Below are 20,079 nucleotides of genomic sequence, written 5' to 3'. Positions count from 1 at the left end.
CGCTCACACCCCGATGCCGAGGCCCGCGACGCTACCGAGCACGGTGACGGCCGGGGGCCGGATGCCCGCCTCCGCGGCGAGCGCCGCAATGCCGGTCGCATCGCCGCGCACCACCTGCATGGTGGGCAGGCCCGCATCGGCCACCACGGCGGCGGGCGTGTCCGCGGGCAGGCCGGCCGCGATGAGGGTGGCGGTGATCTCCGGCAGGTTCTTCACCCCCATGAGGATGACGATGGTGTTGCCCGCCGTGGCGAGCTTGTCCCACGCCACGTCGTTGCGTTCGTCATTCGGGCCGACGTGGCCCGCCACGACGGTGAAGCCGGTTGCGACGCCGCGGTGGGTCACGGGGATGCCGGCCAGTTCCGCGGCGGCGATGGACGAGGAGATGCCGGGGATGATCGAGACGGTGATACCGGCCTCCTGGAGCGCCAGCCACTCCTCTCCCCCGCGGCCGAACACGAAGGAGTCGCCTCCCTTGAACCGCACCACGTCGCGCCCCGCGGAGGCCTGTTCGATCAGGATCTCGTTGATCCGCTCCTGCGGCGTGAACGGCCCGCGCGGCACCTTTCCCACCTCGATGAGTTCGGCGCCGGCCTTGGCCTCATCGAGCAGTTGTAGCGGGACGAGGCGGTCGTAGACGATCACATCGGCACGTTGGAGGGCTTTCAACCCGGCGACGGTGATGAGGTCAGGATCGCCAGGGCCACCGCCGAGCAGTGTGACGTGGCCGGTGCTCGTTTCGTTCATGGGCGCACAGCCTAGTGCGGCGACGCCTCAGGCTTTGACCTGGTCTCCCATGAAGGCGTCCACGTCGGCCTTCGTGGCCCGCAACTTGGGGTCGTGCTTCAGATAGTGGGCCGTCTCCCGGGCGATCAGGCCCGAGAGGACGAGGAGGCCGATGAGGTTCGGCAGCGCCATGAGGCCGTTCATGATGTCGGAGAACGACCAGACGATGCCCAGCGGGACGGTGGCGCCGATGTAGACCACGACGGTGAACGCGATGCGGTAGACGATCGTCATCCTCGCCCCGAAGAGGCGCTCCACGCAGCGGTCGCCGTAGTAGGACCAGCCGATGATGGTGGAGAACGCGAACAGGATCACGCCGATGGCCACGACGTAGCCGCCCCACTGGCCGGGTAGCCCGTGGCTGAAGGCCATGGAGGTGAGGACGGCGGGGCTCGCGTCGGCGTCCCACACACCGGTGGTGACCAGGACCAGGCCGGTGCAGGACACGACGATGAGCGTGTCGATGAAGGTCTGGGTCATCGAGACGAGGCCCTGGCGCACCGGGTGCGTGGTCTTGGCCGCGGCCGCGGCGATGGCCGCCGATCCCATGCCGGACTCGTTGGAGAAGATGCCGCGGGCCACACCCATCTGGACCGCCAGCATCAACGAGCCGAACGTTCCGCCGGCGATACCGCTGCCGGTGAACGCCTGCCCGAAGATGAGGCCGAGCGCGGTGGGGAGCTCCGCGAAGTTCACCACCAGGATGTAGAGCGCCCCGAGTACGTAGAACACGATCATGACCGGGACCAGCGCCGCTGTGACGGTGCCGATGACACGGATGCCGCCGAGGATCACGAGCCCCACGAGGACCGCCATCACGATGGCGGAGATGGTGACGGGCACGCCGAACGCGTCGTGCAGGTTGGCGGCGACCGCGTTGCCCTGGGTCATGTTGCCGATGCCGAAGCTGGCCAGCACCGCGAAGACGGCGAAGACGATGCTGAGCGCCACACCCCAGCCACCGGGCAGCGCCTTCTTGAGGTAGTACTGCGGGCCGCCGGACGACTCGCCCTTAGCGTCGACCGTGCGGAAGCGCACCGCGAGGAACGCTTCGGAGTACTTCGACGCCATCCCGACCAGGCCGGTGACCCACATCCAGAACAGGGCGCCGGGGCCGCCGATCGCGATGGCCGTGGCGACGCCCACGATGTTGCCGACGCCGACCGTGGCGGCCAGCGCCGTGGTGAGCGCCTGGTATTGCGAGATGTCGCCGTCCTCGGCGTCCTTGTCGTGCCGCTCCAGCAGCGCGAGCCGCAGGGCGGAGCCCAGCGTGCGGAACTGGATGCCGCGCAGCTTGATCGTCAGCCAGAGGCCGGTGAGCAGCAGCAACGGGATGAGGAGCCAGGGTCCCCATACGAACCCCGCGACGGCGTCCAGAATCTCCTGCAGACGATCCATGGTGGGTCCCTCCGTGTGCGCTTTCACCGTTGACGGAGACAAGCTAGCAACCTGCGGGCCCGCCCGGGGGCGAATTCACCGTCGTGTCGCGCAGCGTCTTCAGGCAGGCAGGCGGAGTAGGTAGGTGTCGTGCACCCACCCGTGATGCTGCTGGAGTTGGGCGCGCAGCGCCGAGATCTCGTCGATGACCTTCGCCAATGGCCCGTTGGCGAGCACTTCGTCATCCGAACCGAGGTAGGCCCCCCAGTAGATCTCCAGGTCCGGGAACTCCGCGACGAGTCCACGGCAGGCCAGCGCCGGGTCCTCGAACACCACGACGTCACCCAGGTCCGGGCGGTATTCGGCCAGCAGGCGCTCACCGGTGGTGAGGTGCACGGGCGCACCGTGCAGCGCCAGTTGGTGGGCCGCGGCGAGCACCTGGAGGGCGCTCACCCCCGGGATGACCTTCACCTGCAGCGACATGGAGGCGCGCAGCGCGTCGATCACGCGCAGGATCGAGTCGTACAGCGCCGGGTCCCCCCAGGCGAGGAAGCCGACGACCGTGCCGTCCGGCAGGCCGCTGAGGATCTGCACGTAGGTGGCCAGCCGTGCGGCGTCGAGGTCGTCGTCGGGGTACTGGTGGGCGGGGTCGAGCACCGTGATGATGCGGTGCGCGTGCCGCACGTGCCGGCGGATCAGTTCGCTGCGGCGCCAGACCAGATCCGAGCGGTCCTCCCGGTGATCCGCCACCACGAAGGCATCGACGCGGTTCATCGCCTCGACGGCGTCCAGCGTCAGCTGGCCGAAACCGCCGGGCCCCATGCCGATGACCAATACCTCGTGACTCACGGGGACCACCCTAGCGACACCACTAGGCTGGCCGGATGGATCCCCGTCCCGGCACCGCCCCTGCGCTCATCTCGTCTGCACGTGCACGCTCAGGGTTGCTGAAACGGCTCGCCGGCGCCACGTCCGAGATGAACACGGCGACACTGACCGCCCTGGTGGCACGCCACGAGTGGTTCGGACAGCTGGACGCGGAGTCGCGCTCCTGGATCGGTGTCCTCGCCCGCTCCGGCATCGACGGGTTCGTGACGTGGTTCTCGGGCGAACCCTTCGTGCCCGAATCCGTCTTCGACGCCGCACCCCGCGCCATGGCCCGACGCATCTCGCTGCAGCAGACGGTGGACCTCGTCCGCACCACGACGGAGGTGGTGGAGGAGCAGATCCAGCACCTCCTCCCCCGCGGTGACCGCCAGCCGCTCCAGTTCGGCATCGTGCACTACTCGCGGGAGATCGCCTTCGCGGCCGCCGCCATCTACGCGCGCGCCGCCGAGGCCCGCGGCGCCTGGGATTCCCGCATCGAGGCCACCATCGTCGACGCCGTCGTGCGGGCCGAGACCGACGAATCCGTCATGTCGCGCGCCTCGACGCTGGGCTGGGACACGGATTCGAAGGTCGCCGTCGCCATCGGTGGCGCGCCGGAGACCGACGTGCTCGACGGCCTGCGTCGCGCCGCGGCGAAGCTCTCGCTGGAAGTGCTGGCCGCGCCGCAGGGCGACCGCCTCGTATGCATCTTCGGCGGCGACCGGGTCAGCGACCCGGTGGAGGCCTGCGAGCGGATCAGCCAGTTGCAGGAGCATTTCGCGCCTGGCCCCGTCGTCGTCGGCCCCACCGTCGACAACCTCGCCGGTGCGCCCAAGTCGGCCCGCGCAGCAGCCTCCGGGTACCGCGCCGCCAAGGCCTGGCCGGAGGGCCCCACCACTCTGCTGTCCGAGGACCTGCTCCCCGAGCGTGCGCTGGCCGGCGACGGCCACGCCCGCCGCATCCTGTCCGGCGAGATCTACCCGTCGCTGGCGGCCAGCAAGGAACTCCTCGAGACGTGCGTCGGGTTCCTCGACTGCGGCTCATCGATGGAAGCCACGGCCCGTGCGCTCTTCGTGCACCCCAACACCGTGCGGTACCGCCTCAAGCGCATCCAGGACGTGACCGGCTACAACCCTGCGGATCCGCGCGAGGCCTACGTGCTGCGGCTGGCCATCACCCTCGGCCGCCTCCACGGCTGAATCACCGCCGCGCAATTCACCGCTACCGACAACGCTTCCCCTCGCCACCGCGCGTGCGGGCCGACATGGTGTTGTCGGGAAGTGACAACGGCGGCAGGGGGATTTTCGTGACATTCGATCCCGCCTCCCGGACGGCGAGCAGGCAGGGTTGGTCATGTGCTTGTGATCGTCGCGCCCGGACAGGGTGCCCAGACCCCCGGATTCCTCGCCCCCTGGATTGCCGACCCCGCGCTCGCTGAGCAGTTGGCGCGGCTGTCCGAGGTGAGCGGCATCGACCTCGCCCACTACGGGACAGAGGCCGACGCCGACACCATCCGCGACACCGCCATCGCCCAGCCCCTCCTGGTGGCCTCGGCGCTGCTGAGCGGCCGGGCGCTGCTCGGCGACGACGCGGCCACGGTGGGCATGCTCGCCGGGCACTCCGTCGGCGAACTGGCCGCCATGGCGCTGGCCGGTGCCATCACCGACGAGGACGCTCTCGTGCTGGTGCGCGAGCGGGGCAGGGCCATGGCGGAGGCCTCCGCCGCGCGGCCCACCTCCATGACCGCCGTCATCGGCGGCGACCGCGACGAGGTGCTGGCCGCCATCGAGGCCGCGGGCCTCACCCCCGCGAACAACAACGGTTCCGGCCAGATCGTGGCCGCGGGCACCGTCGAACAACTCGAGGAACTCGCCGCCAACGCCCCGAAGCGGGCCCGGTTGTTCCCCCTGAGCGTGGCGGGCGCCTTCCACACCGTGCACATGGAGCCCGCCGTCGCCCACCTCACCTCAGTGGCCGCGGGCGTGACGCCCGGCGAGCCCGTGACAGCCCTGCTGTCGAACCGGGACGGGGCCGTCGTCGGCTCGGGCGCCGACGCGCTGCAGCGGATGGTCAACCAGGTGGCCAACCCCGTGCGCTGGGACCTCTGCATGGAGGCCATGGCCGGGCGCGGCGTCACCGGGCTGCTCGAACTCACCCCTGCCGGCACCCTCACAGGCATCGCCAAGCGCAACCTCAAGGGCGTCGAACTGTTCAACCTCAATACCCCAGACCAACTCGACGAGGCCCGCAGCTTCGTCCAGAACCACACCGAATCGGAGTGACCCAGTGGCACTGAAGACCGCAACCGGCGCGCAGTACGCGCGAATCCTGGCAGTGGGCGGCGCACGTGGCAGCCGCGTCGTGACCAACGAAGAAATGTGCACGATGATCGACTCCACCCCGGAGTGGATCCAGCAGCGCACCGGCATGACCGAGCGTCGCTGGGCCGCCGACGGTGAGGACGCCGAGACGCTGGGCGTGGAGGCCGCAGCCAAGGCCATCGAGCGCGCCGGGCTCCAGCCCGCCGACATCGACGCCATCATCGTGTCGACGGTTTCCCATTTCATGCAGACCCCCTCGCTGGCTGCGATCCTGGCCGCGAAGTTGGGCATGACCGCCCCCGCAGCCTTCGACATCTCCGCTGCGTGCGCCGGCTTCTGCTACGGCGTCGGTGTCGCCGAAGGCCTGGTCCGGGCAGGCACTGCCAAGCATGTCCTCGTGCTGGGCGTCGAGGTGCTCTCGCGCTACACCGACATCGACGACCGCTCCACCGCGTTCCTCTTCTCCGACGGCGCGGGCGCCGTGGTCATCGGCCCCTCGGACGAACCGGCCATCGGCCCCACCGTCTGGGGCTCGAAGCCCGAAGCGCACGACGTCATCGAGATCGACGACTGGCGCACCCTCGAGGCCGGCACCACCCCCCACATCCACATGGACGGCCGTGAGGTCTTCAAGTGGGCCACCGGCTCCATCGTCGAGAAGGCCGTGGAGACCCTCGAAGCCTCGGGCCTGACGCCCGAAGAGCTCGACTGCTTCATCCCCCACCAGGCCAACAACCGGATCACCGATTCGATGTTGCGTCACCTCAAGCTGCCCGAGGACGTCGTGGTCGGCCGCGACATCATCCGCATGGGCAATTCGTCTGCGGCTTCGGTTCCGCTGGCGATGGAGGCACTGCTCGAGTCCGGGCAGGCCAAGAGTGGGGACAGCGCTCTGATCATCGGTTTCGGCGCGGGCCTCGTGTTCGCAGGCCAGACCGTCATCCTGCCCTGACCCCTACACTCAACCCATTCCCCCCACCAGAAAGTAAGGAGCCATCATGGCCAGCACTGAAGAGATCCGCGCCGGTATCGCCGAGGTCGTCAACGACATCAACGGCAACGCAGTCGAGGACGTGACCCAGGACAAGTCGTTCGTCGACGACCTCGGTGTCGACTCCCTCTCGATGCTCGAGATCATCAACGACCTCCAGGACAAGTTCGACATGGAGATCCCCGACGAGGACGCCAAGAACCTCAAGACCGTGGGTGACGCTGTCGCCTACATCGAGCGCGGCGCCAACTGACGACGTAGAACCCCGTGAGAGGCCGGTTCCCGGTTTCTCACGGGGTCCACCAACCGGGTGCCGGGTGTCCCATGAGACGCCGGCGCGGACCCCGCTCCCCTCTCACCCCAACTCATCCCACGCCTCTGAGGAGAAACATGTCCGACGCGATTGTGATCACCGGCATCGGCGCCACCACGCCGCTGGGCGGCGACGTCGCCAGCACCTGGGAAGGCCTCCTGGCAGGCCGGTCGGGCGTCACCGCCCTCGATGAGGAATGGGCGCAGGACCTCCCCTCCCGCATCGCCGCCAAGGTCGCCGTCGACCCGAGCGAGGTCATCGAGCGGGTTGAGGCCCGCAAACTCGACCGCTCCACGCAGCTCGTCCTCGTCGCCGGCCTCGCGGCCTGGGCCGACGCCGGCTTCGGTCTGGGCGAGGACAACCCGGTGGACCGCGACCGGTTGGGCGTCGTCTGCGCCACCGGCATCGGCGGTCTCCAGTCGCTGCTCGGCAACTGGGACGGCATGCGCGACAAGGGTCTGCGCGGCGTGTCCCCCTTCACCATCCCCATGCTGATGGCCAACGCCCCGGCCGCCAACCTCGGCCTGAAGCTCGGCGCCCGCGCCGGCATCCACACCCCTGTGTCCGCCTGCGCGTCGTCCAACGAGGCGATCGCCTGGGGCATGGACATGCTCCGCCTGGGCCGGGCCGACATCGTCGTGGTGGGCGGCGGCGAGGCCGTGATCCATCCGCTGCCGCTGGGAGCGTTCGCCAAGATGCAGGCGCTCTCGCGCCGCAACGACGAGCCCACGCGCGCGTCGCGTCCCTGGGACGTGGACCGCGACGGGTTCGTGCTCGCCGAAGGTGCCGCCATCATGGTGCTGGAGCGCCTCGATGCGGCCAAGGCCCGTGGGGCGAAGATCTACGGCACCGTGCGCGGTGCGGGCATGTCCGCCGACGGCCACGACCTGGTGCAGCCGGACCCGGACGGCTACGGCCAGTCCCTCGCCATGGCCCGTGGCCTCCAGGAAGCCGGCCTGACGCCGGCCGAGATCGTGCACATCAACGCCCACGGCACCTCGACCCCTCAGGGCGACGTGACGGAAGCGGGCTCGATCCGCAAGGCGCTGGGCAGCCACGTCGACCATGTCGTGGTGAACTCCACCAAGTCGATGACCGGCCACCTCCTCGGTGGCGCGGGCGCGCTCGAGACCCTGGCCACGGTGCTGTCGCTGAAGAACCGCATCGTGCCGGGCACCATCAACGTCGACAACATCGAGCCCGATCTGGGGATCGACGTGGCCACGGAGAACCGCACGCTGCCCGAGGGTGACCTCGCCGCCGTGAACAACTCGTTCGGCTTCGGCGGCCACAACGTGGCCGTCGTGGTGAGCAACGAGAACATCACTGACTGACCTCCTGCTGAACCAGTTCGGGCCTGTGCGGCGAATGCTGCACAGGCCCGAACTGTTCGCTGTCCAGGGTCAGACGACCTGGTGCAGCCAGCGCACGGGGGAATCTTCGGCGGCGTAGCGGAACACGTCGAGTTCCTCGTCCCACGGCACGCCCAGCAGCCTGTCGAGCGCGTGGTGGATCGGTTCGCCACCCAGGGCGTCGTTCGCTAGGGCGTGGCGCAGGCGGTCCTCGGGCACGAGGATGTCGCCGTGCACACCCACCTGGGCCGTGAAGGCTCCGAGCGAGGGGGTGAAGCAGTACCGCTGGCCGTCCGAGCCCGCCGTCGGTTCCTCGGTCACCTCGAAGCGCAGGTGTCCGATCTGCGCCAGGGTCGACGACAGCACGGCGCTGGAGCCGACGTTGCCCGCCCAGGAGTATTCGGAGCGACGCGCGCCCGCCTCTGCAGGCTGCTGCGTCCAGGAGAGTTCAATGCGGCGGCCGAGCGCCGACCCGAGGGCCCATTCGATGTGCGGGCACAGCGCGGCAGACGCGGAATGAATGAGGATCATCCCCTGCGCCTGGCTACCCGTGTGACGAGCGTTCATCTCGGTTGTACCTCCTGGTTGGGCTGGATTGCCTTCCCCTGCGATCGAGCCCAGCCAGGCGGTGTGCCCCCATTGTGCCCAGGTTTCCAAGCGACACGCAATGCGATAGACAAGACCCATGCGTGCGAGCCTCGAATCCGTACTGAACTACCCGGACGCCATCTCCCAGGTGCAGGCCACCAGGAACGGTGTGCTGTGGCTCGCCACGATCGCCGCTGAGGACGGCCGCGTCACCGTGCGGCAGCGCAGTCACGACGGCGCGGTCAGGGATCTGACCCCGGAGGCCAACGTCCGCTCCCGCACCATGGAGTACGGCGGCGGTGCCTACTCGGCCAACCGTGAACTCCTCGTCTACTGCGACGACCGCACCCGCCGCGTCTGGCTGCTCGACGCCGACGGCACGCGGCGGCCCCTCACGCTGGCGGATTCCCAGTACGTCTACGGGGGCCTGCACCTCAGCGTGGCCAACGGTTTCGTCCTCGCCGTACGCGAGGACCACTCTGCTGAACCCGAGCCCCGCACCGAGATCGTCACCCTCAGCTTGGACGACGACGAGCCGGACGCCGGGCGGGTCATCGCCACGGGTGCCGACTTCTACGCGGGGCCGACGGTGGCCGGGCACTTCGTCGCCTGGTACCAGTGGAACCACCCGGCGATGAGCTGGGACACCGCGGAGGTGTGGCGGGCGCCCATCGGCGACTGGTGGGACGCGGACCTGCTCTACGGCCGCGACGGCGTGTCCGCCCAGTACCCCGTCGGGCTCCCCGAACTGGAGGCGTGCGCCTACGTCACCGACGAGTCCGGATTCTGGAACTGGCGCGTGCACCACGGCAACGAGTGGCGGGTGGACCGCGACTGCGCCGGCCCCACCTGGGTGCTCAACCGGCCCGTCGCGGCCGTCACGCGCGACAACACGCTGGCAACGGTCCAGTACATCGACGGCAAGGGCACTCTCGCCCTCTGGAACGTCGAGACCGGCGAGGTGACCGAGCCGCTGGTGGGCACCACCGACATCGAATCCATCGCCGCGTACGGCGACTGCCTCTATGTCGTGGCCGAATGGGCTGACCGGCCTGCCACGCTCGTCGAGTTGCGCTCCGGTGGCGGCAACCTCGCGCTCGCGGGGCCTTCGGGCATCGCGGAGGAGTTCGTGGCCGCCTCCTCCGCCATCTGGGCGGAGGGACCGGCCGGTCCGGTGCACTCCTGGCTGTACCGCCCCGAGCTCACCAACCCGCCCATGATCGTGCTCACACATGGCGGCCCGACGTCGATGGCCACCGCCTCCTACAACGCCGCCACCCAGTTCTGGGTGTCGCGCGGGTTCGCGGTGCTGGATGTGAACTACTCCGGCTCCACGGGGTTCGGCCGGGAGTACCGCAACCGCCTGCGCGGGCGCTGGGGCGACCTCGACGTCGACGACGTGGCCGCCGCCGTCCGCGAGGTCACCGGCCAGGGGCTGGCAGACCCCGCCCGCGTCGCGATCACCGGCGGCAGCGCCGGCGGCTTCACGACGCTGCGCTCGCTGACCACCACCGACGTCTACGCCGCGGGCGTCAGCCGGTACGGCATCGGGTACCTGCCCACGCTGGCCACCGACACCCACAAGGCGGAGTCGCGCTACCTCGACGGCCTGATCGCCCCGTGGCCGGAAGGCCGCGACCGCTACGAGGAACGGTCCCCCATCAACCACCTCGACAACCTGAGCACCCCCATGCTGGTGCTCCAGGGCCGCGACGACAAGGTGGTGCCGCCCGCCCAGGCGGAGCAGCTCGCCGACGCCGTGCGGGCCAAGGGCCTTCCGCTGGCGCTCGTGATGTTCGACGGCGAGGGCCACGGCTTCCGGGGCATGGCCGCGCGGCGTGCGGCTCTCGAAGCTCAGGTCTCCTTCCTGGAGCAGGTCTTCGGCATGCGCCACAGCAGCGACGTGCCGGTGCTGGAGATCGAGAACCTCGACTGACCCTGTCCTTGTCGGCTCGGCAATGCCTTCCCTTCTCCCCGTGGGGCGTGGATAATCCCCACAAGGGGCAGGGGGGAACATGCTGCAACGTCCGGAGGAACCACGCGTCCTGGCGGCAGTCAGGCAGGAGCTCGCCGGCACGCACGACGCCGTCGTCGCGCAGCAGGCGGGCGGCGCGCCCCCACTGCACGAGGTGCTGCGGGACCCTGAGGTCCTGGCCACGCTCCTGGAGATGACCCGGGGAACCTGCGCCTACTGCGAACGGCCCGTGGAGGCGCACGGCAGCGATGCGGCGACCACCACGCAGCACCGCCCGGCATGGGGCGCCGTCGGTGTGGACGGTTCGGCCGACCTCGCTGCCTACGGCTGGCTCGCCTACAGCTGGGAGAACCTGTTCCCCGCCTGCCCGGACTGCATCCGCATGCGCGGCACCCGCTTCCCGGTGGTGGGGACCCGTGCCACGACGTTCGAAGAACTGGTCGACGAGGAAGCCCTCCTGCTGGATCCGCTCCTCGACGATCCGGTCCTGCATCTGCGGCACGCACCGGACGGCACCGTGCAGCCCCTCACGGAGCGGGGCCGGGTCACCATCGACCTCCTGGCGCTCAACCGAGAGGCGCTCGTCCGCGCCAGGCACGCGGTGGGCGAAGGAGAGTGGGACGCCGACGACGAGTCGTTCCGCACGCTGCGTCGACAGACGGGCCGGAGCACGATGCGGCTCGCGATGGCGGAAGCGCCGCCCGTCGGCCCCGAGTTGCCACCGACGCCGAGCCAGGGATACGACCTGAGCTCCGCCGTCGCGGGTCAGGAGCAGTACTTCGGAACGGCGCAGTGGATCGAGCGCGTGGTCATCAGGAACTTCCGGCCCATCCGCGACCTGGACCTCGACTTCTCCAGGTCCACCAGCGGCCGGGGGCCCTGGACGGTGCTGCTCGGCGAGAACGGTTCCGGGAAGAGTTCGGTGCTCCACGCCCTCGCTCTCACGCTGATGGGCGGCGACCAGCGGCGCGCCCTGAGCATCGACGCCCGAGCGTACCTGCGGCACGGGGCGCGCAAGGGCTTGGTGCAGGTCTACCTCTCCGGCCGCACCGAACCGCTCGAACTCGCCTGGGCGAAAGGTGACACGGAGTTCACCGGCCCCGAACCCGTCCCCGCCCTGCTGTTGGGGTACGGCGCCACGAGGCTCCTGCCGCGGGGAGCGCCACCGGGCCCGGACGACCGGGTGGTGCGGGTCGACAACCTCTTCGACCCACTGCTCCCCCTCACGGACCCCACAGCCTGGCTCCTGACCCTCGACGACGCGACGTTCGGTGATGTCTCCCGTGGCATCCACGGGATGCTCGCGCTGGACCCGTCATCCGGCCTGGAGCGTCGGCATGGGCGGATCATCCTGCGGCAGGGTAGCTCGATCTCCGACCTCGCCTCCCTCAGCGACGGCTACCAGTCCATGGTGGTAATGGCCTGCGACATCCTCCGCAGCGTCCTGCGGCTGTGGAGCCACGCCTCGCTGGCAGAGGGCATCGTCCTGCTCGACGAGATCGGCGCGCACCTGCACCCCCGCTGGCGACTGCGCATCGTCGGCGCTCTCCGTGACCTGCTGCCCCGCGTGCAGTTCGTCGTGACCACGCACGACCCCCTCTGCCTCCGTGGCATCGTCGACGGGGAGGTGGTCGTGGTGCGGCGCAACAACGACGGCGACGTCATCACACTGACCGACCTCCCGCCGGTGACCGGCATGAGCATCGAACAGTTGCTCACCTCTGAACATTTCGGCCTTGGCAGCACCGATGACCCCGAGGTCGCGGAACTGTGGGAGCAGTACTACAGGCTGAAGGCCCTGACGAAGCCCACCGACGAGGAGGCGGTGCGGCTCGAGCACGTCCGCTCCCGGCTCGACGCCCTGGAGCAGTTGGGCACCACCGAACGTGAGCGGCTGCTCCTGGCCTCGGCGGACGACTACATCGCCTCCCGCCGCCAGAGCGGCGACGCGGAGGCACCCACCACGGCTGAGGTCACCGCCCGCCTGACGGCGCTCTGGGATGAACACCTCCCCCGGAGTTGGCGATGAGGCGGGTCAAACGTCCGAAGCCGCCCAAGAGTTCGTCGAGCGTGGAGACGCTCCGGGAGCGCGAGAAGATTCTGAGCTATTACCAGCGGTGGGACGGCAGGACGCCCTACGCGACCACCGGGTTCCGCGCCTACAAGGCCGATGACATCAGGCCCACGCTGACCGAGGCGTTCTTCGGGAAGTGCGCCTATTGCGAGACCTACTACGCCTCCAGCCAGCAGATGGCCATCGAGCACTACCGGCCCAAGGGTGCCGTCACCATCAACGGCACCCTGGTGCCGCCCGGCTACTACTGGCTCGCCAGCGAATGGACCAACCTGCTGCCGTCGTGCACCGACTGCAACAGCGGCCGCAGGCAGGAACTCCCCGGTGCCGAAACGCGCACCGTGGGGAAGGCCAACGCGTTCCCGCTCGCGTCGGAGACCACCCGTGCCACCGCCCCCGGCGAGGAGCGCCGCGAGAAGCGGCTGGTACTGCACCCCTACCTCGACTTTCCGGAGAGGCACCTGACGTTCACCTGGGGCACCGGCACCGTCGAGGACGGCTGGGTCGGGCCACGGCGGGGAAGCAGGAAGGGCGCCGCGACCATCGAGGTCTGCGCCCTGCAGCGTCGCGGCCTCCGTCGTGCCCGGCGCGAACGGCTGGACCTGCTCCAGGCGCATCTGCGCAGCGCACTGGACGCCCAGCGAAACGTCCAACGTCACCCGGACGACGAGGCCCTCGTGGAACAGTTGCGCCGACGGATCAGCGACATCAGGCAGTTCACCAACGACGACGCACCGTATGCGGCCATGTGCCGTGAAGTGGTCGACGACTTCTTCGAGCATCAACTCACCATGTGACGACAGGAGCACCATGACCAACGGCTACGGGAACCCCCGCCTCACGTGCGACATCGTGATGAAAGGCGGCATCACCAGCGGCGTGATCTATCCCCGCGCGGTGGCTGAACTCGCCCGCACCTACCGCCTGAGCCAGGTGGGCGGCGCCTCCGCCGGCGCCATCGCCGCAGCGGCCGCAGCGGCCGCCGAGCTGGGGCGGCACACCGGCGGCTTCGAGGAGCTCGACCGGATGCCCGCCGAGCTCGCGGAACCAGGCCAGGGGGGAAGGTCCACGTTGGCGACCTTCTTCCAGCCGACGCGCACCGCCGCGCCGCTGTTCCACGTCCTCTTCGGGGCTGCGGAGGCCACCGGCAACAAGACGCGGGCCATCATCAGCGGGCTCCTGCGCCACTTCCCCGCTGCGGCCATCCTGGGGGCGCTGCCCGGGTTGGTGCTCATCGCCCTGGGATGGCTGGGCGACGGCGTCGGCGCCGGGGCCGCGATCGTCGGTGGCGTGCTCGTCCTGCTCGTCGGTGTGGCGGCCGCCGTCGGCTGGGCGGTGCTGCGACGGTTCGGGCGCGTGGCCGCGGACGGCTACGGGATGTGCACCGGGATGCCCGGTGACGACGCGGGTCAGGGCGCCGCGCTCACCCCCTGGCTGCACGCCAAGATCCAGTCGTTGGCCGGCCGCGACCCCGCCGCTCCCCCGGTGACCTTCGGCGACCTGCGACGCGCCGGGGTGACGCTCCGCACGATGACCACGAACCTCACCAGACACCAGCCCATGGCGATGCCCTGGAGCACCAGGGAGTTCTTCTTCGACCCGGAGGAGTTCCGCGGCCTCTTTCCTGCTGAGGTCGTCGACTGGATGGTCGCGCACCCCGCGCCGGGGGTCACCCCCGTCGCCCAGGAGCATCTCCGGCCGTGGCCGGCCGAGGACGACCTCCCCGTGATCGTCGCCACCAGGATGTCGCTGAGCTTCCCCGTGCTGATCACCGCGGTACGGCTCTGGGCCGTGGACTACACGGAGCCCGCGAACCAGGAGGCTCCCCGCGAGCAGAGGACCGCGTCGAGCGTCTGGTTCACCGACGGGGGTCTCTGCGCCAACCTCCCCGTCCACTTCTTCGACACGCCGCTGCCGCGGCACCCCACGTTCGCCTTCAACCTGGGCCCGTTCCCCCCGGGCCGCGAGAAGTCACCCGAGCAGGAGCACAACAGCTACCTGCCGACGAGCAACGTCGGCGGGCTGCAGAGGCCCTGGTTCCCGCTGCCCACCGCCGGGATGGGGGCGTGGCTGTCCTTCGGCGCGCTCATGGTCCACACCGCCCGCGAATGGGTGGACGGGGCCCAGATGGTGATGCCTGGTTACCGCGACCGCATCGTCACCGTGCACCACGACGAGTCCGAGGGTGGCATGAACCTGTCGATGCCGCCCCGGGTGGTGTCCGACCTCGCCGAACGGGGACGGCTCGGTGCCGAGAAGCTGGTGCGCACCTTCGCCGGGCCGCAGCCGGGCGTCGTGCCGGCCAAGGGCTGGGACAACCACCGGTGGATCCGGTTCCGGACGGCTGCGGGCGGGCTCGGTCGATGGCTGGTCGCGCTGGAGCGCAACTACCACGACACCTCCTCCGGAGGCACCCCGTACAGCGAGTTGGCCGGGCCGGGCGCAACGGCTCCGCTGCCGTCCTACCGGCCGAGCGCCGCCGAGCGGGAGGTCATCAACGACAGGGCCGCCGGGATGGTGGCGTTGGCCGACAAGTGGAAGGACAACGACGCCGGTGCCTCCACTGCGCCGCGCCCCGCGCCGCAACTGAGGCTCGTGCCGGACGACGGCACCGCGTCAGGGCTCGACCTCACCGAGGACGTGGCCGAGGGGTGATCCCCCGGCTCAGGCCGTCAAGCGCGGCCCGAAGATGGCCGTGCCGATGCGCACGCACGTCGAGCCGTGGGCGACGGCGAGCTTGAAGTCGCCCGACATGCCCATGCTGAGTTCGTCGTAGCCACCGCCCAGGGCGTCGCGGATCCTGGCCTGCACGTCGAGGAGGCGGCGGAAGCAGGCGGCGACCTCGGCGTCGTCGTCGCTGAAGACCGCCATCGTCATCAGCCCGCGGACGTCCAGCGCCTCGAGGGGCTGCACCTTCCGCGCGAACCCGACGGCCTCCTCAGGCGCGATGCCGGACTTCTGCGCCTCCCCCGAGGTGTTGACCTGCACCAGCACCGGGAGCCGCCTTCCGAGCGCGGCGCAGCGGCGGTTGAGGTTCTCCGCGAGGCTCAACGAGTCGAGCGACTGGAGTTCTGCGGCGAGCTCCGCCACCGGCTTGGCCTTGTTGGACTGCACGTTCCCGATGATGGCGAACCCGATGCCCTCGTCTGCCAGCTCGGCGTGCTTGCCCACCATCTCCTGCACCCGGTTCTCCCCGAACAGGGTGTAGCCGGCGGCGTGCGCCTCGCGGATCTGGTCCGCGCTGTGGTACTTCGACACGGGCATGATCCGCACCGACGCCGGGTCGCGGCCTGCGGCTACCGCCGCCTCGTCGACCTCGGCGCGGATCCGCTGCAGGTTCTCCGCGATGGTCACGGCCACCTGGCTCCCAGCGAGATGACACCCATTGCCGCCAGCACCGCGAAGATGATCGCGAGGCCGGCGTAGCGGTCGGTCACCTCTGCGGGCACCCGCTCGGTGCCGACGGACTGCCGGATGGCGTCGTAGACCTCGTCCAACTGCCCGGCGGATTCGGCCGCGTACTTCTTGCCGCCCGAGAGCCTGGCGATCTCACTGAGCTCCCAGTGGTCGACGGCCACGCGCTGACGCTGCCCGTCCTGCTCCACGAAGCCGTTGTCGGTGCCGAACGCGATGGTGTAGACCGGCACGTTCTGTTCCTTGGCCTTCTCGGCGGCGCCGGCCGAACTGCGTCCGATGTTGGTGGCACCGTCGGAGAGCAGCACGACGGCGGCGGGGGCCACCGCGTCGGGATCCGACGGGTCCGGCGGCACGAGCTTCAGCGCGTCGAGGCTCTTGTAGACGCCCTCGCCCACCGCCGTGGAGGGCGCGAGCATCAGGGAGTCGATGGCGCGTTGCACCACGCCCCGGTCAATGGTGGGCGGCACGATGAGGTCTGCCGTGCCCGCGAACGAGACGAGGGCCACGTTGAAGCGTTCCGGCAGGGAATCCACGAAGGCCTTGGCCGAATCCTGCGCCGCCTGCAGCCTGTCCGGCTCGACGTCCTGCGCCTCCATGGACCAGGACACGTCGATGGAGACCACGACGGTGGCGCGGTCGCGCGGCTTGTCGACATAGTCCTTCGGGATCGCCCAGGCCACGATCAACGCGGCGAGCGACAGCAGCCCGAGGAGCACGGCGCCGTGCCGCTTCCAGGCGGCGTCCTTCGGCACCACGAAGCGGAGCCGGGAACTCATCGGGCGCGGCTTGGACGTGCGGGCCGACAGCACCACGTACAGGACGGCGATCAGGGGGATGATCACGAGCGCCCACAACCGGTACGGGGCCATGAACTCCATCATCAACGGCGTCATCGCGGCCACCTCGCGGCCATGAAGACCGCGCCGAGCGCCGCCACGACGGCGAAGCCGAGCGCGATGAACGCATAGGTGGCGGTGATGGGCTTGGCCACGTCCTCGTACCCGATGACCGAACCGACGTCGCGATAGGCCGTGGCCAGCGCTTCCCTGTCGTCGGCGCCCACGGCACGGGCGCCGGTGATGTCTGCGATCTGTTCGAGCGTGGCCGTGTCCGGCGCGACGTTCTCGCGCTGGCCGTCGATGTCGACGAACCCGTTCTGGGTGCCGTACGCGATGGTGAAGATCGGGATCTCCTCGTTCTTGGCGCGCTTGGCCGGCTCGTCAGGCGTGGGGCCCTCGGTGTTGGTGCCATCTGACAGCATCACGATCATGGCCGGGGCGGGCTCTTCGCCGTCGCCGCCGGGTGGGGCGAGGTCCACCGCGCGCAGGGCGGTGGTGATCGAGTCGCCGATGGCGGTGCCGTCGGCCAGTTCCAGTGCGGTGATGGCACGCTCGGTGGCGCCCCGGTCCGTCGTCGGCGGGATGGCGATGGTGGGCCGACCCGACATCGCCACCACGGCGACATTGAAGGAGTCCGGCAGGTCGCGGACGAAGTCCACGGCGGCCTGCTTGGCAGCGTCCAGCCTGTTCGGCTCCACGTCCTCAGCCGACATGGAGAGAGACACGTCGACGATCATCACGACGGTGGCGCGCTCGCGCGGCACCTTCTCCGTACCCAGGGGGTTGGCGTACGCCAGACCGAGGGCCACCAGGGAGCACAGCGACATGGCCACGAACACGTGCCGCGTCCACCGACGCTGCGAGCCGACGACGCGGCCCAGCATGCCGGTGTTCGTGAAGCGCAGCGCAACCCGGCCCTTCACCCGCAGCAGGATCAGGTACACGAGGACCAGCACCGGCAGCAGCGCCAGGGTCCAGAGTCGTCCCGGGTTCGCGAACTCCGGGAACCAGGACCAGAGCCAGCTCACTTGCTCACCCCCTGCGGGGGCTGGTGGAGCATGCCTGCCACCTTGCGGTAGTGCAGCACGAAGCGGGCGATGTCGGTGACCCAGTCGCGATCGGTGCGCAGCTGGATGTGGCCGGCGCCGGCCCGGCGCAGCGCGATCTTGATGCGCTCGCGCTGGGCGCGCGTGGCTGCGTCCATGCGGCGCTTGGCCGCGTCGTCGGAGGTGTTGACGTAGCGTGCGAACGAGGTCTCCGGGTCACGGATGAGCATTTCGCCCACGTCCGGGAACTCCAACTCGTGCCTGTCGATGACCTCGATGCAGAGCACCTGGTTGCGCACGGCCAGCCGGCGGATGGCGCGCTCCCACGGGGGCGGCACGTTGGGGTCGAGCTCGGAGTCGCCCGGCGTGAGGAAATCCGAGACCACCACGCGCATGCCGCGACGTCGCTGCGAGCGGGTGAGCTGCTCGATGCCGTCCTCCAGCTCGATGGTGCCCGGCGCGTTGTCCGGCACGATCGGCTCCGTGAGGAGCTTGCGCAGCAGCCCATAGAGCGCCGTGCGGCCGGAGCGGGCGGGCAGCCGCTTGACCTGGTCCGGCAGCATCATCATCCCGCCGAAGCGGTCGCCCATCTTCTGCGAGAGGAACCCGATGGTCGCGATCGCCGCGATGCCGAGGTCGCGCTTGGTGATCCCCTCGGTGCCCCAGTTCATCGACGGCGTGACGTCCAGCAGGGCCCAGACCTCAAGCTCGCGGTCCGCCATCGTGTCGCGCACGTGCGGCACCGTGGTGCGGGCGGTCACGGCCCAGTCCATCTTGCGCACGTCGTCCTGCCCGGGATGGTAGATCCGGGCGTCGTTGGTGTCGGTGCCCGGCCCGGGGAGGAGACCCAGGTGGTCGCCCTGGAGGAACCCCTCGAGGCGGCGCACGATCGTGAGTTCGAGACGACGCAGGGCTGCCTCGGGCGCCAACTTGTTCAGGGGCACCGTCGGGCCGGTGGGCGCGCGCAGCACCGAGTATTCGGCGGCCTCAGTGCTGGGGGCAGCCAGTGACGGCCCCTTCTGGGGGCCGTCGTAGGTGAAGCCCGGTTGCGCCAAGGCTCAGCTCCGGCCGGGCTGGTGGGCGTGCGCCTGGTGGCTGGCCTGCCGCTGCTGTTCGTTCCACACCGGGGTGGGCGCGGGCACCATGGCGAGGATGCGGTCCACCACCTCTGCGGTGCTGACGTTGTCCGCCACGGCGTCGAAGCCGAGCACGATGCGGTGGGCCATGACGTCCTTGGCCACTGCCTGGACGTCGGTGGGCAGCACGTAGTCGCGACCGTTGATGAGGGCCAGCGCGCGGGCGGCGGCGACCAGGCCCAGCGTCGCGCGCGGCGAGCAACCGATCTGGATGACCCCCTCGAGGTCCGGCATGTTGAAATCTGCGGGGGTACGTGAGGCCAGCACCAGCCGCACGATGTACTCGGCGACGAGGTTGTGCACGAACACGTTGGAGGCCATGTCCTGGAGATGACGCACCAGGTCAGGGTTGAGGACTCGCTCCGCGACGGGTGGGCTGACGCTCATCCGGCGCAGGATCTCGAGTTCCTCATTGCCGCGCGGGTAGGGCACGTCGACCTTGACCAGGAAGCGGTCGCGCTGCGCTTCGGGCAGCGGGTAGACACCCTCGGATTCGATGGGGTTCTGAGTGGCGATCACGATGAACGGCTTCGGGGCCGGGTAGGTGACGCCGCCGATCGAGACCTGCTTCTCGGCCATGAGCTCGAGCATCGCCGACTGCACCTTCGCCGGCGCGCGGTTGATCTCGTCGGCGAGGACGAAGTTGACGAAGACGGGGCCGAGTTCGATCTCGAAGCTCTCCGCCTTGGCTGAATAGATGCGCGTGCCGACGATGTCGGACGGCACCAGGTCCGGCGTGAACTGCACACGGGCGAAGTCGCCGCCCACGACGGTGGCGAACGAGCGCACCGCGAGGGTCTTGGCCACGCCCGGCACGCCCTCCAGGAGGCAGTGCCCCTTGGCCAACAGGGCGACCATCAGCTGCTGCACCATGTGCTCCTGGCCGACGATGACCCGCTGCACCTGACTGATCGCCTGGCCCAGCACCCTGGCCGCGTCAGCGACCGTCTCGGGCAACTGGGTGACTGCGGTCGGCTCGCTCACGCGTGACTCCTTC

The 20,079-nt window shown here is 69.9% G+C and carries 18 protein-coding genes; 9 read left to right on the top strand and 9 right to left on the bottom strand.

What is annotated here, in order from left to right:
• Positions 1–3: 3 nt before the first annotated feature.
• From cobA to cobF, 3 genes are all read right to left on the bottom strand, one after another.
• Positions 4–747 (bottom strand): uroporphyrinogen-III C-methyltransferase, encoded by a 744-nt coding sequence (cobA, locus tag C3E87_RS01920; RefSeq protein WP_076058656.1) that lies wholly within the window; start codon positions 745–747, stop codon positions 4–6.
• Positions 748–774: 27 nt separating this feature from the next.
• Positions 775–2,184, bottom strand: coding sequence for a sodium:alanine symporter family protein (locus C3E87_RS01915; protein ID WP_076058653.1), 1,410 nt, complete (start codon positions 2,182–2,184; stop codon positions 775–777).
• A gap of 99 nt (positions 2,185–2,283) precedes the next feature.
• Positions 2,284–3,012 (bottom strand): precorrin-6A synthase (deacetylating), encoded by a 729-nt coding sequence (gene cobF, locus C3E87_RS01910; RefSeq protein ID WP_076058650.1) that lies wholly within the window; start codon positions 3,010–3,012, stop codon positions 2,284–2,286.
• Between the two features lie 128 nt (positions 3,013–3,140).
• On the opposite strand from cobF, the gene C3E87_RS01905 reads away from it, so the two are divergent.
• The 5 genes from C3E87_RS01905 to C3E87_RS01885 all read left to right on the top strand — a co-directional run bounded on the left by C3E87_RS01905 (position 3,141) and on the right by C3E87_RS01885 (position 7,989).
• A complete protein-coding gene (locus C3E87_RS01905; RefSeq protein ID WP_233120681.1) occupies positions 3,141–4,229 on the top strand; it encodes a CdaR family transcriptional regulator in 1,089 nt (362 codons plus the stop codon).
• 156 nt (positions 4,230–4,385) lie between these two features.
• Complete coding sequence (locus C3E87_RS01900; protein ID WP_076058644.1) at positions 4,386–5,312, top strand: ACP S-malonyltransferase; 927 nt, start codon at positions 4,386–4,388, stop codon at positions 5,310–5,312.
• Between the two features lie 4 nt (positions 5,313–5,316).
• Positions 5,317–6,303 (top strand): beta-ketoacyl-ACP synthase III, encoded by a 987-nt coding sequence (locus tag C3E87_RS01895; RefSeq protein ID WP_076058642.1) that lies wholly within the window; start codon positions 5,317–5,319, stop codon positions 6,301–6,303.
• A gap of 46 nt (positions 6,304–6,349) precedes the next feature.
• A complete protein-coding gene (locus tag C3E87_RS01890) occupies positions 6,350–6,595 on the top strand; it encodes an acyl carrier protein (RefSeq protein ID WP_143570849.1) in 246 nt (81 codons plus the stop codon).
• Between the two features lie 137 nt (positions 6,596–6,732).
• Complete coding sequence (locus tag C3E87_RS01885) at positions 6,733–7,989, top strand: beta-ketoacyl synthase (protein WP_076058638.1); 1,257 nt, start codon at positions 6,733–6,735, stop codon at positions 7,987–7,989.
• 69 nt (positions 7,990–8,058) lie between these two features.
• Here the strand turns inward: C3E87_RS01885 and C3E87_RS01880 are convergent, their stop codons facing one another.
• A complete protein-coding gene (locus C3E87_RS01880) occupies positions 8,059–8,538 on the bottom strand; it encodes a DUF3145 domain-containing protein (protein ID WP_143570848.1) in 480 nt (159 codons plus the stop codon).
• Between the two features lie 154 nt (positions 8,539–8,692).
• Here C3E87_RS01880 and C3E87_RS01875 point away from each other — a divergent pair, with 154 nt between their 5' ends.
• From C3E87_RS01875 to C3E87_RS01860, 4 genes are all read left to right on the top strand, one after another.
• Positions 8,693–10,531, top strand: coding sequence for a S9 family peptidase (locus C3E87_RS01875; protein ID WP_076058635.1), 1,839 nt, complete (start codon positions 8,693–8,695; stop codon positions 10,529–10,531).
• 79 nt (positions 10,532–10,610) lie between these two features.
• Positions 10,611–12,599, top strand: coding sequence for an AAA family ATPase (locus tag C3E87_RS01870; RefSeq protein WP_076058632.1), 1,989 nt, complete (start codon positions 10,611–10,613; stop codon positions 12,597–12,599).
• Positions 12,596–13,441 carry a hypothetical protein gene (locus tag C3E87_RS01865; RefSeq protein ID WP_143570847.1) on the top strand — a complete coding sequence of 282 codons (846 nt, stop codon included), beginning with the start codon at positions 12,596–12,598 and terminating at the stop codon, positions 13,439–13,441. The genes C3E87_RS01870 and C3E87_RS01865 overlap by 4 nt, the downstream gene beginning before the upstream one ends.
• 13 nt (positions 13,442–13,454) lie before the next feature.
• A complete protein-coding gene (locus C3E87_RS01860; protein ID WP_076058627.1) occupies positions 13,455–15,299 on the top strand; it encodes a patatin-like phospholipase family protein in 1,845 nt (614 codons plus the stop codon).
• A gap of 9 nt (positions 15,300–15,308) precedes the next feature.
• On the opposite strand, the gene C3E87_RS01855 is transcribed toward C3E87_RS01860, so the two are convergent.
• From C3E87_RS01855 to C3E87_RS01835, 5 genes are all read right to left on the bottom strand, one after another.
• Positions 15,309–15,998, bottom strand: a complete 690-nt coding sequence (locus tag C3E87_RS01855; protein ID WP_076059453.1) for a YggS family pyridoxal phosphate-dependent enzyme — start codon at positions 15,996–15,998, stop codon at positions 15,309–15,311.
• The gene (locus tag C3E87_RS01850; protein WP_076058625.1) at positions 15,995–16,963 is read right to left on the bottom strand and encodes a VWA domain-containing protein; all 969 of its coding nucleotides are present in this window, start codon (positions 16,961–16,963) and stop codon (positions 15,995–15,997) included. The genes C3E87_RS01855 and C3E87_RS01850 overlap by 4 nt, the downstream gene beginning before the upstream one ends.
• Positions 16,951–17,928, bottom strand: a complete 978-nt coding sequence (locus tag C3E87_RS01845; protein ID WP_076058622.1) for a VWA domain-containing protein — start codon at positions 17,926–17,928, stop codon at positions 16,951–16,953. The genes C3E87_RS01850 and C3E87_RS01845 overlap by 13 nt, the downstream gene beginning before the upstream one ends.
• On the bottom strand, positions 17,925–18,914 hold the full coding sequence (locus C3E87_RS01840; RefSeq protein ID WP_369819252.1) for a DUF58 domain-containing protein: 990 nt from the start codon (positions 18,912–18,914) through the stop codon (positions 17,925–17,927). The genes C3E87_RS01845 and C3E87_RS01840 overlap by 4 nt, the downstream gene beginning before the upstream one ends.
• Before the next feature lie 90 nt (positions 18,915–19,004).
• Positions 19,005–20,066 carry a MoxR family ATPase gene (locus C3E87_RS01835; RefSeq protein ID WP_076058619.1) on the bottom strand — a complete coding sequence of 354 codons (1,062 nt, stop codon included), beginning with the start codon at positions 20,064–20,066 and terminating at the stop codon, positions 19,005–19,007.
• Positions 20,067–20,079 lie beyond the last annotated feature (13 nt).

Source organism: Tessaracoccus sp. ZS01, from assembly GCF_022342445.1.
GTDB lineage: Bacteria > Actinomycetota > Actinomycetes > Propionibacteriales > Propionibacteriaceae > Arachnia.
This window is presented reverse-complemented; position numbering and strand designations above follow the sequence as displayed.